The following is a 14,543-nucleotide window of genomic DNA, read 5'->3' as shown; positions in this document are numbered from 1 at the left end:
CGTGTCGACTGCTTCCGCGCCGAGCGCCCGGAAGACCCGAGATTTGAGGAAACCGCCATGGCCGAGACCGCAGACATCATCATCACCAATGGCCGCGTGCTGACCATGGACCCTGCAAGTCCGAGGGCGGAGGCCGTCGCCCTTGTTGGCAACCGCATTCTGGCCGTCGGGACCAATGCCGAAATAGGCGCCCTCGCCGCGCCCGCAACCAAAGTGATCGATGCCGGTGGGGCGACCGTAATGCCCGGCTTCAACGAAGCGCATATGCATATCTTCCCGGGCTCGGTGTCGCTGCGCCAGTTGAACCTGCACGGCATCCAGGGTGTTGAGGCACTGAGGTCCGCGATCCTCGACTATGCCCAGATGAACCCGGACGAGCCGCTGCTCATGGGCTTTTCCGCCGACTATTCGATCATTTCGCTGACCGAACCCTGCACCCGCCACCATCTGGATGCGATCCTGCCCGACCGCCCCTTCATGATGTTTGCGCCTGACCACCACACAGCCTGGGCGAACACGATGGCGCTCACACAGGCGGGGCTCCTCCACGGCAAGGACGTCGGCATCGGCAACGAGATTGTCATGGGTCCTGACGGCCTCGCCAACGGCGAACTGCGCGAAGGCAATGCCTTCGGCCCTGTCGCCGCGCTTGCTTCGACCGGCGGCCGCGAGGAGCTTGGCATGGTGACCGGCATGGATCCGGATCATGTGACGCCGGAGCAATATGCCCTCGACCGCTCAATCCTGAAGGCCGGTCTCGACTACTGCGCCAGCTGGGGCGTCACCTCGATCCAGAACTTCGACGGAAATCACTACCAGCTTCGCTTGATGCGCGACCTGGAGCTGTCCGGCGAACTCTCCTGCCGCATTCGCATTCCCTATCACATGAAGAATTTCATGCCCCTCGATGACCTCGACAAGGCAGCCGCCTGGAAGGCGGAATTCGCCACCGACATGCTGCGCGGCGATTTCGTCAAGGTCTTCATGGATGGCGTGCTCGACAGCCAGACAGCCTATATGCTGGACGGCTATGGCGACCGGCCAGGCTATACCTATGAGCCGCTTTTCACGCCGCAAGCCTTCAACGCCATCGCCACAAAGGCCGATGCTCTTGGGCTGCAGGTCGCGGTCCATGCCATCGGCAGTGCCGCCGTGCGTCAGACGCTTGATGGATACGAAGCGGCCGTGACGGCGAATGGCAAGGGAGACAATCGCCACCGCATAGAGCATATCGAGCTCATCCACCCGGACGACATTGCGCGCTTTGCCGAACTCGGTATCGTCGCTTCCGTACAGCCTGTGCACTATCCCGGCGGCACCTGCTTTCCGGCAGAGCCGACAACGGCAAAGATCGGTGAGGACCGCTGGGACTATGCCTATGCCTGGCGCACGCTGAAAAATGCCGGCGCGCCTGTCGTCTTCGCCTCGGACTGGCCCGTCTCTCCAGTCTCGCCTTTCCAGTGCATCCAGGATGCATTGACCCGCAAGCCCTGGAAGGAAGGCCTGCCCGACCAGCGCTTCACGCTATCGGAGGCGCTTGAAGCCTATACCGCGATCGGCGCCTGGGTGGAGTTCATGGAGGATCGCAAGGGCAAACTGAAATCCGGCTTCCTCGCCGACGTGGTGATCCTGACGACCGATATCGAAACCGTCGCCCCCCAAGAGATCATGGACACTGTGCGCGCCGCCGTCACGATCTGCGACGGTCGCATCACACATCAGGCCTGAGGACAGCAGCATGACCGCCGATCTCATCATCCATAATGCCCGCATCCTGACCATGGATGATGCTCATCCGCGCGCCGAGGCAATCGCGCTTTGCGGTAACCGGATCCTCGCCGTCGGCGGCAATGACGCGGTGTTGGCGCTTGCCGGTGCCGAGACCCGTCTCCACGATGCCGATGGCGCGACCGTGCTGCCCGGGTTCAACGAAGCCCATATGCACATCTTCGGCGGCTCCGTGGCGCTGGGCGAGCTCTCGCTTTTCGGCGTGAAAGGTTTCGATGCGCTGGCGAAGGCGGTGTTGGACTATGCGGCTGACAACCCCGACCTGCCGCTGCTCGTCGCGCAGACGGCAGACTATACCATCCTGTCCGAGACCGAACGCGTGACCCGTCATCATCTCGACCGCATCATCGCCGACCGGCCCTTCCTGATGGTCGCCCCCGACCGCCACACGGCCTGGGCCAACACGATTGCGCTGGAAAAGGCAGGCATCCTGAAAGGCCGCGATGTCGGCATCGGCAATGAGATTGTCATAGGCGAGGATGGACTGGCAAACGGCGAGTTGCGCGAAAGCAATGCCATCCGTCCTGTGTCGGCCATGAGCGTGACCGGCGGTCGCGAAGGCCTCGGCGTCGGCACCGGGGGCGATCCCGATCATGTGACGCCGCAAGAACGGGCCGGCGACATCGCCATCCTCAAGCGCGGCCTTGCCTATTGCGCCTCGCTCGGCATCACCTCGATCCAGAACATGGACGGCAGCCTCTACCAGCTGGAAATGCTCGAAGAGATCGAGAAGACGGATGGACTGCCGGTGAGAGTGCGCATGCCCTATCACATGAAGAATTTCATGCCGCTCTCTGACCTTGAGGAAAAGGCCGCCGCCTGGAAGGCGCGCTTCGACACGGACAAGCTCCGCTGCGACTTCGTCAAGCTGTTCATGGACGGCGTAACCGAAGGCGAGACCGCCGTCTTTGTCGATGACTATGCTCACAAGCCGGGCTGGAAGGGCGAGCCGCTGTTTTCGGCCGAAGCCTTCAATGCGGTTGCGACCGAAGCAAACCGTCTTGGCCTGCCTGTTGCCGTGCATGCGATCGGCGATGGCGCAGTGCGCATGGTTCTGGACGGTTACGAGGCTTCGATCAACGCCAATGGTCGAAAGGACTTGCGCAACCGCATCGAACATATCGAGGTGGTCCATCCCGACGATATCGGGCGCTTTGCCGAGACAGCCACCGCGGCCTCGATGCAGCCCACCCATCCGCCGGGGTCCGCCGGCCTGCCGCTTGAACCCTATCTCACCTATATCGGCCCTGAGCGCTGGCCGCATGCCTTTGCCTGGAAAACGCTGGTGGATGCAGGCGCAACGATCGTCTTCGCCACCGACTGGCCCGTCTCGCCGCTCCCGCCGCTGAGCTGCATCGCCGACGCCATGACACGCCAGCCCTGGGCCGAAAATGTGCCTGACCAACGCTTGAGCCTGGGCGAAACACTCGCCGCCTATACCCGCACCAGCGCCTGGGTCGAATACATGGAGGATCGCAAAGGCGTGCTGAAGCCGGGCTATCTTGCCGATGTCGTGCTATTGTCCGGAAACCTTGAAAACCAGACCCACGCCGATATCGCAGCCCTTTCGCCTGTTCTGACGATCTGCGACGGCCGCATCACCTTCGATGCCGGAGGAAGACAATGAGCGAAACGCCGCCGCGACCGGATCGAGGGCCGAGCGCCGAGCCGGCACGCGGCCGTCCGCCGGGGGCGACGCGCAAAGGACTGGAAACTCGCCTCCGCATCATCAAGGGCGCCCGCGAAGCGCTGGAGGTAGGCGGCATGGAGGCGCTGACCACACGGCGCATCGCCGCGTCGGCAGGCGTCAAGCTTGCCACGCTGCACTACTATTTCGACAGCAAGGAAAACCTGCTCCTCGCCGTGCTCGAAGACCTGATCGACGACATGGACACGGCTTATCGGCAGGACGAAGCCTTGCCGGAAGCGCCGGAGGACAGGATCGAGGCCTTGATCCGCGCCAGTTGGCGCTACATCCAGCGCACCCGCGACAAGCAGCTCGCCCAGACCGAACTGACGCTCTACGCCCTGCGCACCAAGGGCTCGGAATGGCTCGCGGCGCGGCAGTACAATGCCTATATCGACTTCTATGGCCACCTCGTCTTCGTCGACGTTGAGGACGAGGATCTGCGTCGGATCGGCCGTGCCGTCGCCCGCCAGATGCTGATCGGCATCGACGGCATCATCCTGCAAAGCTATGCTCTACAGGACCTCTCATCCTCCAACGACGACATTGAGGCCCTGATCGCAGCCACGCGCGGCTACCTGCGCCGCCTTCTGGCAGAGCGCGACAAGGCCCCTTAACCGAGACCCCAGAGCCGCTTCGCATTGCTGGAGAAGAGCATCTCCTTTTCCACCACCGTCGCGCCATGCAACAGGGCCTGCGTGGTCGCGACCCAGGTGGAGAGCCCGCCACCCAGAGTGCAGACCGGCCAGTCGGAGCCCCAAATCGCGCGATCAAAACCGAAGGCGGCAATCACATGCTCGAAATAGGGCTTGAGATCCTCCAGCGTCCAGGTCTCAAGATCGCCATAGGCCGGCACGCCAGAGATCTTCACAAGGATGTTGCGACGTTTGGCGATCTCCGCCACGCCTTGGCTCCAGATCTCGTAGCCACGGCCCTTGATATCCGGCACGCCGCAATGATCGAGGATGAAGGTCACATCAGGAGCAAGATCGACCAGCGCCATTGCCTTGTCGATCTGGTGCGGCAGCATGCAGAGATCGAAGGTCAGGCCCGTTCCCGACAGCCGCCTGATATTCTCCCGAAACAGAGCGCCCTCGGAGATATCGTCGGGCACTACATGCAAGACCCGGCGAAATCCCTTGACGAAGGGATTGGCGCGCTGCCCCTCCAGATAAGCGGCAAAGCCCGGATCTTCGGGCCGGCACGCAGCGATCACGCCACGGATAAGACTGCCCGGCTCACGGGATACGGCTGCGACCATATCCGTCTCGGCAGCCATATCGGCGGGATCGACATCCACCTCCATGTGGAGAACAGAGGATATGCCGAGCCGCCGCGCTTCACGAGAATAGCGCTCCCAGGTGAAATCGGCATCGAGCGCGGGCACAGACTGAAGCCAAGGATAGCGCAGCCGGTCGCGATAGATCAGGTGCAGGTGGGTATCGATGATCATGGTGGCCCCTCCCAAGGCGCATGCGAAATCAAGTCGTCATAACGAGGCATAGGCCTCTTCACCGCCAGCCATGCCGCCGCCGGCAAGCGCCGAGATCCGCCGTGCCGTCTCTGTAAGTGCGCTGATCGTGGCGTTGATGTCAGGGGCACCGGGCGTATTGATCAGTGTGATGTAGGGAACGGTCAGTGCGGCAATCGCCTGACCATCGGCGCTGGTGATTGGCGCGGAGAGATTGACCACGCCGGCCGTCTGCGCGCTCGGCATCATTTCGTAGCCACGCGCCGCGATCTGGACGAGCCGGGCGCGGAATGCATCCGTCATGCGCCCCTCCGGGCCGCCGCTTGCCACATGTTCAGCCACCATCATCTCGCGCAGGTCGGGATGGCGAAAGGCGAGCAGCACATGCCCCGATCCGGTGTCGAACAGGCCCATGCGCGAGCCGATCCGGATCGAAATGCCCCAGTAGCCGGGCGCCTCCAATTGCGCGATGACCACCGGATGGCCCCGATCATAAACGACGATGTGGTTTGCCTGACGCGTTGCCTCGCCGAGTTCCCGCATCAGCGGCATGGCGAGAGAGGCAAGACGACGGGTCGGCGCATGCATCTGCGCAAGGCCGAATATCTTCAGCGTCAGTGCGTAGAGATCGCCCTCCAGCCGCGCGACGTATCCACGTTTCACCAGCCGGTCGAGCATCCGGTAGAATTCATTAGGACTGCGGTCGAGGCGCTTGGCGATCTCGGCTTGGCTCAACCCGCCATCGACACCGGCGAGAAGCTCGAGAATATCAAGCCCCTTGTCGAGCGCCGGCGCACGGTAGCGATCCTGATCTGCCTCACTCACCCAATTCCCTCCTCGAAAGGCTGCAAGCGACCTTGACGTTTATGAATAAATGTTTTGCATATGAATGATGCTCGCATTGTGCGACCCTTTATGCAAGGGTTGAACGGCGACGGGAGGAGACCGGCCGTGTTTTCGACCGCAGCGCGCCAACGCGATGACCGGACAGAGCCGCGGGAAGAGGAGTGATTATGAACCTGCCGATGAAAGACAAGCATGTGCTGGTAACGGCGGCCGGCCAGGGCATTGGCCGCGCAAGCGCCATCGCCTTCGCGCGGGCCGGTGCGACCGTGGTCGCGACCGACATCAACACGGAGGCCTTGGCGTCGCTGGAGGGCGAGCCGAATATCACCACACGCATTCTCGACGTCCTGAACGAAGAGGCCGTGAGCGCAGTTGTTGCCGAAACCGGTCCCTTCGATGTCCTGTTCAACTGCGCCGGCGTGGTTCATGCCGGAACCGTGCTGGACATGGCCGACAAGGATCTCGACTTCGCTTTCGACCTCAATGTCCGCGCCATGATCCGCACCATCCGCGCCGTTCTTCCGGCCATGCTGGAGCGCGGCGATGGCTCGATCATCAACATGGCTTCGGTGGCGAGCTCGATAAAGGGCGTCCCCAACCGCTTTGCCTATACGGTGACAAAGGCAGCCGTGATCGGGCTGACGAAATCCGTCGCCGCCGACTACGTGACACAAGGCATTCGTTGTAACGCCATCTGCCCCGGCACAGTGGAAAGCCCGTCGCTGCAGGACCGCATGCGCGCCCAAGGGGACTACGATGCCGCCCGCGCCGCCTTCATCGCCCGCCAGCCCATGGGACGGCTCGGCACGCCAGAAGAAATCGCCGATCTCGCCGTCTACATTGCCGGCGCCACCTATACCTCGGGCCAGGCCTTCGCCATCGACGGCGGCTGGACCATCTAGGGAATGCCAGGAAAGGTGTCAGGCGGCTGTCCGTCCGGCATTGCGAATACGCACACTGAGCGGCTCTGCCGCGCGTTTTGAAAGGACGACGACTATGAAACTGATGCGCGTTGGCCCACTCGGGCAGGAAAAGCCCGCCATTGTCGACAAGGACGGCAAGATCCGCGACCTCTCCGCCCATGTCACCGACATCGGCGGCGCTGCGATTTCGCCGGAAGGCCTGGCCAAGATCGCCGCCCTGGATCTCGCCTCGCTGCCGGAAATCGCCGCCGACCGCATCGGCGCCTGCGTCGCCGGGACCGGCAAATTCATCTGCATCGGCCTCAACTACTCCGACCACGCCGCCGAGACAGGTGCAGCGGTCCCGCCGGAGCCTGTCATCTTCATGAAGGCGACCTCGGCCATCTGCGGCCCCAACGATGACGTGCTCATCCCGCGCACCTCGGAAAAGACCGACTGGGAAGTCGAACTCGGCGTCGTCATCGGCAAGACCGCCAAGTATGTCTCGGAAGCCGATGCAATGGACTATGTCGCTGGCTATTGCGTCTCCCACGACGTCTCCGAACGCGCCTTCCAGACCGAGCGCGCAGGCCAGTGGACCAAGGGCAAGTCCTGCGACACCTTCGGCCCGATCGGCCCCTGGCTCGTCACCAAGGATGAAATCGCCGATCCGCAGAACCTCAAGATGTGGCTCTCGGTGAACGGTAAGATGATGCAGGACGGCTCGTCCAAGACCATGGTCTACGGCGTCGCCCACCTCGTCTCCTATCTCTCGCAGTTCATGAGCCTGCATCCCGGCGATGTCATCTCCACCGGCACTCCTCCGGGCGTCGGCCTTGGAATGAAGCCGCCGCAGTTCCTGAAGGCCGGCGACGTGGTCGAGCTCGGCATCGAGGGGCTCGGCACGCAGAAGCAGACGTTCAAGGCGGATGTTTGAGGTAAGCCAATCGGACCGTTGTTGACCCCGCCCATGTGGCGGGGTTTTCGTTTGGGAATTCAGGCAAGTGGTTCACAGACCAGCTGGTCCAGTCTCCGATATGCCGAATCCAGATTTCTCGGACACCGGGGCCAATCGTCGGCATCGGCTTCCAGTCATCAGGATCTTCGCCGCGTTGAACCAGTTTCAACTGCCAGCCGGCATCGATCCGGGCGTCATCGGGAAACGCACGACCATCGGCCTTGCTACTACCAAACCATTGGAGCAGCTTCATCCCGGCAACGTATCAAAACGGAGACACCTGATCGAACAAAAAAGCCGGGCGTTCCCACCCGGCTTTCCATGTTAATATCTATCCCGCCTTACCTGATCAGCGGCAGAATGCTGTCGATCGACTTCTTCGCGTCACCATAGAACATCCGCGTATTCTCCTTGTAGAACAGCGGGTTTTCGATGCCGGAATAGCCGGTGCCCTGGCCGCGTTTGGAGACGAACACCTGCTTTGCCTTCCAGACTTCCAGAACCGGCATGCCGGCGATCGGCGAATTCGGGTCTTCCTGGGCGGCCGGGTTGACGATGTCGTTCGAGCCGATGACGATGACGACGTCGGTCTCGGGGAAGTCCTCGTTGATCTCGTCCATTTCCAGAACGATGTCGTACGGCACCTTGGCTTCCGCGAGCAGCACGTTCATGTGGCCCGGCAGGCGACCCGCGACCGGATGGATGGCGAAGCGCACCGTCTTGCCGGCAGCGCGCAGCTTGCGGGTGAGTTCCGAAACCGACTGCTGCGCCTGCGCGACCGCCATGCCATAACCCGGCACGATGACGATGCTGTCGGCATCATTGAGCGCATTTGCAACACCATCGCCATCAATCGCGATCTGCTCGCCCGTGACTTCCATCTGCGGCCCGGTTGCGCCACCGAAGCCGCCGAGGATGACCGAGACGAAGCTGCGGTTCATCGCCTTACACATGATGTAGGAGAGGATGGCACCCGAAGAGCCGACGAGCGCGCCGACGACGATCAGGAGATCGTTCGACAGCGAGAAGCCGATGGCAGCGGCTGCCCAGCCGGAATAGCTGTTCAGCATCGAGACGACGACCGGCATGTCGGCACCGCCGATGCCCATGATCAGGTGATAGCCGATGAAGAGCGCCAAGAGCGTCATCAGGATCAGCGTCCAGCTGCCGGCACCCTGGAAGTAGAGAACCAGCAGGATCAGCGAGCCCAAGGCCGCAGCCGCGTTGAGCAGATGACCGCCCGGAAGCTTCGTTGCCTTGCCGTCCACCTTGCCGGCAAGCTTGCCATAGGCAACAACCGAACCGGTGAAGGTAACCGCACCGATGAAGACGCCGAGGAAGACTTCGATCTTCAAGACCGCGATTTCTGCTGCCGTCTTTTCGGCAATCTTCAGGGCAAAGCCGGTGAAATCGCCAAACAGCGCTGCCTTCCCAGCCTGAGCCGCACAGGCAACCGCACTCAGCGGATCGCAGGTCGCAAGACCGGCCTCGCTCAGCGTGCTGGCAATGCGCCACATCTCGATTTCGGCGTTGAAGCCGATGAAGACGGCGGCGAGACCAACCAGCGAATGCATGGCGGCAACCAGTTGCGGCATCTCGGTCATCTGCACGCGCTGGGCGACAACCCAGCCAATGCCGCCGCCGATGGCGATCATGATTGCCGAGATGACCCAGTTGCCGGCACCGGGGCCGTAGATCGTCGCAACGACCGCAAGCCCCATGCCGACGATGCCGTACCAGACGGCGCGCTTGGCGCTTTCCTGGCCGGAGAGACCGCCGAGCGACAGGATGAAGAGAACGGCTGCGACGACATAGGCCGCTGTTGTGAATCCGTAGTCCATGTGTGTGTCCCCCCCTAGCTCAAGACTTCTGGAACATGGCGAGCATGCGCCGTGTCACCATGAAACCGCCGACGATATTGATGCCGGCCATCAGGATGGAAAGACCTGCAAGCAGGATCACCAGGAAGTTGCCTGACCCGATCTGCATCAGGGCGCCCAGGATGATGATCGAGGAAATCGCATTGGTGATTGCCATCAGCGGCGTGTGCAGCGAATGGCTGACATTCCAGATGACCTGGAAGCCGACGAAGCAGGCAAGCACGAAGACGATGAAATGGCTCATGAAGCTGGCCGGCGCATAAAGGCCGGCGAGCAGGATCAGCGCACCACCACCGGCGAGCATGCCCACCTGATTACGGGTCTGCGTCTTGAAGGCGGCGATTTCCTGCGCCCGCTTTTCTTCAGGCGTCAGCTCCTTGACCTTTTCCTTGGGCTTGGCAGCGGCGATCGCCTGGATCTTCGGCGGCGGTGGCGGATAGGTGATCTCGCCGCCCTTGGTGATGGTCGCGCCGCGAATGACGTCGTCTTCCATGTTGTGAACGACGACACCATCCTTGGCAGGCGTCAGGTCCGTCATCATGTGGCGAATGTTCGTCGCGTAGAGCGTCGACGACTGGGCTGCCATCCGGCTCGGGAAATCCGTATAGCCGACGATGGTCACGCCGTTGTCCGACACGATCTTCTGGTCGGCAACGGTGAGGTCGCAGTTACCTCCGCGCTCGGCGGCAAGGTCAACGACGACGGATCCCGGCTTCATCGCAGCGACCATGTCGGCGAGCCACAGCGTCGGCGCATCCCGGCCCGGGATCAGCGCCGTGGTGATGACGATGTCGATATCGGGCGCCAGTTCGCGGAACTTGGCGAGCTGCTTTTCGCGGAACTCCGGCGAAGACGGTGCAGCATAGCCACCCGTTGCGGCACCATCCTGCGTGGCTTCGAATTCCAGATAGACGAACTGCGCGCCCATGCTTTCGATCTGCTCGGCAACCTCAGGGCGCACGTCGAAGGCATAGGTGATGGCGCCGAGCGAGGTGGCCGTGCCGATCGCCGCAAGACCGGCTACGCCTGCACCGATCACCAGAACTTTCGCCGGTGGCACCTTGCCGGCAGCCGTCACCTGGCCGGTGAAGAAGCGGCCGAAATTGTTGCCGGCCTCGATGACGGCGCGGTAACCGGCGATGTTTGCCATCGACGACAGGGCGTCCATCTTCTGTGCGCGCGAAATGCGCGGCACCATGTCCATGGCAATGACATTGGCGCCCTTCGATCGGGCCTGTTCGAGCAATTCTGCGTTCTGGCTAGGATAGAAGAAGGATATCAGCGTCTTGGAGGGCGAAAGCAGGTTGACTTCGACGGCTTCCGGCGGCCGGACCTTGGCGATGATATCGGCGGCATCATAAAGCGCGGCCGCGGTATCGACCACAGTGACGCCAACGGCCTTGTAGGCCTCATCGGAAAAGCCGGCGGCCTTGCCTGCACCCGCCTCGATCAGGCAATCATAACCCAGCTTCTGCAATTGCTGAGCACTGTCTGGCGTCATGGCGACACGCGCCTCGCCACCATACGTTTCTCTCGGTGAACCGATCTTCAATCCCATCTCCCTCGCTCCTCGCTCGAACGATCAAACCTTGGGCAAGGCGACTAACGTCACCACGCATACCGACGCGGACACGAGCAGATGTGCGCTGCGCTGTCTAGCCCGGCAAACCCGCCATGTGACGGTTTTACCCTTCGGCTTCTCGCCTTAAAACGATTTTTGCTGCAACGCACAACGCTACACGCCAAGCAGCAGGGAACAACGAGGCTCCGCAAAAGTTTGCCTCGCGGAACAAGGAACAAACTGGAGACGACCGATGCTGCAATGGATTTTGATCTTCCTCCTGATCGCCGCCGTGGCGAGCCTTTTCGGATTTCGCGGTGTGGCTGGCGCCTCGGCGGGCATTGCGAAGATCCTGATCTTCATCGTGCTTGTCGTCATGATCATCGCGCTGTTTACCGGCGTTCTGATCGTCGCCTGAACGACTTACGCTTCTTGACGCAAGAAAAGGCCCGATGCCAAAGCGGGCCTTTTTACATTGATACATCATAGTTTTCGGTTGGCGGGCGCGGATCAGATGAAGGGTCGCAGGCGCGGCTCTCCGGGTGTCCAGCCGGCAAGGTCCTGCAGGCCTTCCGGGTTGATCACCTCGCAACCACGATCACGCCATAGGATGAGGCCACGATCGACCAGTTTGCGCAGGGTCTTGTTGGTGTGCACGATTGACAGTCCGAGCGTATCGGCGAGATGCATCTGGGTGATCGGGATGTGTCGTCTGGTATCGTCGAGCATCCCGGCATTCATGCCGCGCTCAAAGAGGAAAGCAAGGAGGTAGGACGCCCTTTCGATGGCCGAACGACGGCCGATGCTGAGGAGGTGCTCATCCAGGATCGCCTCTTCCCGGGCCGCGAGCCAGGTTAGGTCGTAACCGAGACCGGCATGGCGCTCGAAGAGCGAAAAGAGCTTGGAACGCTCGAACACGCAGAGCGTCATCGGCGTCATCGCTTCCACCGAATGCTGCATCTCTGCCATCAGGGCGCCTTGCAGGCCGACCATATCACCCGGCACGACGTAATTGAGGATTTGCCGGCGCCCGTCCTCAAGGATCTTGTAGCGAAAACCCCAGCCGGACAAGACCGTGTAGAGATGCGCGCTGCGCGCACCCTCGACGAGAATGGTGGAATTGGCATCCGCGAGGAGTTCCCCGCGCTTGAACTGGGCCACAAACTCCACTTCCTCTTCGGAAAAAGGGCGAAAGCTGCGCAGCTGGCGCAAAGGACATTCAAAGCAGCTGACGCGAATGGGGTTCTGGCGCGGCTCTACAGTCATGGCTTAACCTCAAAAATGCGTCACAATCTCGCCAATGGAACAATAGAGGTTGTTCCATGTCTTTTTTAAATGACCACCTCCTTTCGCCTCAGCATAAAGCGGGCACAAAAGAAGGAATGTTCATGGCCACGCCACCTCTCCACGTGCTGATCGCAGAGAACCAATACCTGATCGCGATGGAGGTGGAGCGCATCTTGAGAGAAACCGTGCACTGCGACGTGTCGATCGTTCCACTCTCACGTCTTGGCGCGATCCTCGAAAAGACCCGCTTCGATATCGTGATCGTCGAGGCCGCAGCGGCAGCGACCGCCAATCTGGAGCGATCATCGATCATTGAGACGGCGGGAGCCGTCCCGGTATTTCTCTCGTCCTACGACGAACTTGGCAAGGAAATGCCCGCCGCATCCGCCCAGCTCGTCGTACAGAAACCCCTCGTACAGGAAGAACTGGCGACTGCCCTCGCTGAGGCTGCGGCGCGCGTTGCCGCGCGCCGCGGATGATCAGCCGGCAAACGCCTTCTTGATCACAGCCGAGCTATTGGCATCAGGACCATAGTCGCCCTCGCCACTCACACCCAGGATTTCCTGGAGCTTGTTGCGCGCGCGATTGATACGGCTCTTGATTGTGCCCACTGCGCAGCCGCAGATTTCAGCCGCTTCCTCATAGGCAAAGCCTGACGCACCGACGAGCACGATCGCCTCGCGCTGATCGCTCGGCAACTGGTCGAGCGCGCGCTTGAAGTCCTGTAGATCAAGGGATCCATACTGTTGCGGATGGGTCGAGAGCTGGGAAGTAAAGATACCATCCGTGTCGGAGACCTCGCGGCCACGCTTGCGCATTTGCGAATAGAATTCGTTGCGCAGAATGGTGAACAGCCAGGCCTTCATGTTTGTGCCCGGCTCGAAATGGTCCTGCTTGGCCCAGGCTTTCATGATTGTGTCCTGCACCAGATCGTCCGCCACATGGTGACGACCGGTCAGGGAGACGGCGAAGGCGCGCAGATTTGGCAGCGCTGCCAGAAGATCGCGTTTGAAGGAACGGTCGATCGCCTCCTGATCCACAGTCATTGCGCAACGTCCTTCGCGATGGCCTGGTTGGAGCGCTCGGCCGCATCCAGCTTTTCGAGAAGCTGCATGAAGCGATCCGGAATGCCTTCTTCCTGGACGGACTGATAGTAGCTGCGCAACTGGTCCGCCACGCTCGGATGAAATGCATTAACGCCTGGCTGGCCTACTGGCACCGGCGCTTTCTTGGTGTGCTCTGTCATATGTTCCAACACGTTTGGACAACTCTCGTGCGGTGAATGCCCGAAGTGGCCAGAAGTTCCGGGGGTGCCCGATCTTTTTTTAAGGCGCTGCGCAAAAATCGCAGATGTGGACAATGGAACAATCCTCGGTGGATCGACGTTTGTCCAGTCATCGATCAAGGAGAAATTACCATGCTTTATTACGCTCTCGTCTTCCTCGTCATCGCACTGATCGCCGGTGTACTTGGCTTCGGCGGCATTGCCGGCACGTCTGCAGGCATTGCGCAGATACTCTTCGGCGTCTTTATCATTCTTTTCCTCGTATCGCTCGCGATGCGTCTCTTCCGTCGCGCCTGAATGCAAAAGGAGGCGCCCCAGCGGCGCCTCCCATCACCCAGTAAAGATACGAGTTTGAGCGGCCGGAAGCAGCGCTGCCAGCCTGACCCGAGATTTCATCCAGACATACGTGTTATGCCTCGATCCAGCCTTGCCGGATCGAGGTGTTGTCGTGTGCTCTTCTTCGTTGGAGGGCCTCTGCTACCGGCTATCCCTCACTTCGGCAGCGAACCATAGCGGTCAAGCGGAATCGGAATGTCTTGGGCGAGAGGCAACATGGCCTGAGGGTTGACCGCATCATCACCAGCAGCCTGAGACGCCCAGGCGGTCAGCCGATTGGGGTTGATGGTCTGGCGAATGGACTTTCCAGCCACAAGCTCGGCATCCACAGGAACGCAATCGCCATAGACGATATTCGTCAATTTCCGCGCTTGATCGAGTTCTTTTGGCAGCGCCATGAAGCACTGTGTAACGCTGTCGTAGGAAACGACAGAGACGGGCTCGTCGAGACAGCTTGTATCCTGAGAATGGCAAGCCACGATAACCAGCAATGCAGCCATACTATTCATCGTCGTTCTCTCCGTTACACAAGTGTTAACGCG

The 14,543-nt window shown here is 61.1% G+C and carries 17 protein-coding genes; 8 read left to right on the top strand and 9 right to left on the bottom strand.

From position 1 onward, the window contains the following. Positions 1–57 precede the first annotated feature (57 nt). The 3 genes from ACSV9I_RS10515 to ACSV9I_RS10505 are packed head-to-tail and all read left to right on the top strand — an operon-like array spanning position 58 to position 4,092. Complete coding sequence (locus ACSV9I_RS10515; protein ID WP_438328819.1) at positions 58–1,728, top strand: amidohydrolase; 1,671 nt, start codon at positions 58–60, stop codon at positions 1,726–1,728. Positions 1,729–1,738: 10 nt separating this feature from the next. Further along, positions 1,739–3,415, top strand: coding sequence for an amidohydrolase (locus tag ACSV9I_RS10510; RefSeq protein ID WP_438328818.1), 1,677 nt, complete (start codon positions 1,739–1,741; stop codon positions 3,413–3,415). Beyond that, complete coding sequence (locus ACSV9I_RS10505; protein WP_438328817.1) at positions 3,412–4,092, top strand: TetR/AcrR family transcriptional regulator; 681 nt, start codon at positions 3,412–3,414, stop codon at positions 4,090–4,092. Before ACSV9I_RS10510 ends, ACSV9I_RS10505 begins: the two co-directional genes overlap by 4 nt. Here ACSV9I_RS10505 and ACSV9I_RS10500 read toward each other — a convergent pair. Both ACSV9I_RS10500 and ACSV9I_RS10495 read right to left on the bottom strand, forming a co-directional pair. After that, positions 4,089–4,928, bottom strand: coding sequence for an amidohydrolase family protein (locus ACSV9I_RS10500; RefSeq protein ID WP_438328816.1), 840 nt, complete (start codon positions 4,926–4,928; stop codon positions 4,089–4,091). The two genes, ACSV9I_RS10505 and ACSV9I_RS10500, sit on opposite strands and share 4 nt — an antisense overlap. A gap of 36 nt (positions 4,929–4,964) precedes the next feature. Then, entirely contained in the window at positions 4,965–5,771 is an 807-nt protein-coding gene (locus ACSV9I_RS10495) for an IclR family transcriptional regulator (protein WP_438328815.1), read from the bottom strand. A gap of 188 nt (positions 5,772–5,959) precedes the next feature. Here ACSV9I_RS10495 and ACSV9I_RS10490 point away from each other — a divergent pair, with 188 nt between their 5' ends. Both ACSV9I_RS10490 and ACSV9I_RS10485 read left to right on the top strand, forming a co-directional pair. Continuing rightward, positions 5,960–6,694 carry an SDR family oxidoreductase gene (locus ACSV9I_RS10490; RefSeq protein WP_082352406.1) on the top strand — a complete coding sequence of 245 codons (735 nt, stop codon included), beginning with the start codon at positions 5,960–5,962 and terminating at the stop codon, positions 6,692–6,694. 94 nt (positions 6,695–6,788) lie between these two features. Then, positions 6,789–7,631: a fumarylacetoacetate hydrolase family protein gene (locus tag ACSV9I_RS10485; RefSeq protein ID WP_054156991.1), complete on the top strand. Its 843-nt coding sequence runs from the start codon at positions 6,789–6,791 to the stop codon at positions 7,629–7,631. Here ACSV9I_RS10485 and ACSV9I_RS10480 read toward each other — a convergent pair. The 3 genes from ACSV9I_RS10480 to ACSV9I_RS10470 all read right to left on the bottom strand — a co-directional run bounded on the left by ACSV9I_RS10480 (position 7,615) and on the right by ACSV9I_RS10470 (position 11,084). Continuing rightward, the gene (locus ACSV9I_RS10480; protein ID WP_438328814.1) at positions 7,615–7,905 is read right to left on the bottom strand and encodes a hypothetical protein; all 291 of its coding nucleotides are present in this window, start codon (positions 7,903–7,905) and stop codon (positions 7,615–7,617) included. The two genes, ACSV9I_RS10485 and ACSV9I_RS10480, sit on opposite strands and share 17 nt — an antisense overlap. Before the next feature lie 88 nt (positions 7,906–7,993). Next, on the bottom strand, positions 7,994–9,493 hold the full coding sequence (locus tag ACSV9I_RS10475; RefSeq protein WP_438328813.1) for an NAD(P)(+) transhydrogenase (Re/Si-specific) subunit beta: 1,500 nt from the start codon (positions 9,491–9,493) through the stop codon (positions 7,994–7,996). Between the two features lie 19 nt (positions 9,494–9,512). Further along, positions 9,513–11,084: a Re/Si-specific NAD(P)(+) transhydrogenase subunit alpha gene (locus ACSV9I_RS10470; protein ID WP_438329131.1), complete on the bottom strand. Its 1,572-nt coding sequence runs from the start codon at positions 11,082–11,084 to the stop codon at positions 9,513–9,515. Positions 11,085–11,346: 262 nt separating this feature from the next. Between ACSV9I_RS10470 and ACSV9I_RS10465 the strand changes: the two genes are divergently transcribed. Next, on the top strand, positions 11,347–11,511 hold the full coding sequence (locus tag ACSV9I_RS10465) for a DUF1328 domain-containing protein (RefSeq protein ID WP_438328811.1): 165 nt from the start codon (positions 11,347–11,349) through the stop codon (positions 11,509–11,511). Between the two features lie 92 nt (positions 11,512–11,603). On the opposite strand, the gene ACSV9I_RS10460 is transcribed toward ACSV9I_RS10465, so the two are convergent. Then, complete coding sequence (locus ACSV9I_RS10460; RefSeq protein ID WP_054156989.1) at positions 11,604–12,359, bottom strand: Crp/Fnr family transcriptional regulator; 756 nt, start codon at positions 12,357–12,359, stop codon at positions 11,604–11,606. A gap of 122 nt (positions 12,360–12,481) precedes the next feature. On the opposite strand from ACSV9I_RS10460, the gene ACSV9I_RS10455 reads away from it, so the two are divergent. Further along, positions 12,482–12,859, top strand: a complete 378-nt coding sequence (locus ACSV9I_RS10455) for a hypothetical protein (protein WP_438328809.1) — start codon at positions 12,482–12,484, stop codon at positions 12,857–12,859. Here ACSV9I_RS10455 and ACSV9I_RS10450 read toward each other — a convergent pair whose 3' ends face one another. After that, complete coding sequence (locus tag ACSV9I_RS10450) at positions 12,860–13,426, bottom strand: RNA polymerase sigma factor (RefSeq protein ID WP_054156987.1); 567 nt, start codon at positions 13,424–13,426, stop codon at positions 12,860–12,862. Next, positions 13,423–13,599: a NepR family anti-sigma factor gene (locus ACSV9I_RS10445; RefSeq protein ID WP_438328808.1), complete on the bottom strand. Its 177-nt coding sequence runs from the start codon at positions 13,597–13,599 to the stop codon at positions 13,423–13,425. Before ACSV9I_RS10445 ends, ACSV9I_RS10450 begins: the two co-directional genes overlap by 4 nt. Positions 13,600–13,797: 198 nt before the next feature. Between ACSV9I_RS10445 and ACSV9I_RS10440 the strand changes: the two genes are divergently transcribed. Then, entirely contained in the window at positions 13,798–13,962 is a 165-nt protein-coding gene (locus ACSV9I_RS10440) for a DUF1328 domain-containing protein (protein ID WP_082352403.1), read from the top strand. A 194-nt stretch (positions 13,963–14,156) separates the two neighbouring features. On the opposite strand, the gene ACSV9I_RS10435 is transcribed toward ACSV9I_RS10440, so the two are convergent. Next, positions 14,157–14,510, bottom strand: a complete 354-nt coding sequence (locus ACSV9I_RS10435; RefSeq protein WP_438328807.1) for a hypothetical protein — start codon at positions 14,508–14,510, stop codon at positions 14,157–14,159. Positions 14,511–14,543: the final 33 nt, after the last annotated feature.

Origin of the sequence: Rhizobium sp. G187, from assembly GCF_051549525.1 — a bacterium.
GTDB lineage: Bacteria > Pseudomonadota > Alphaproteobacteria > Rhizobiales > Rhizobiaceae > Allorhizobium.
The sequence above is the reverse complement of the archived record's forward strand: the minus strand, read 5'-3'. Positions and strand labels throughout refer to the sequence as shown.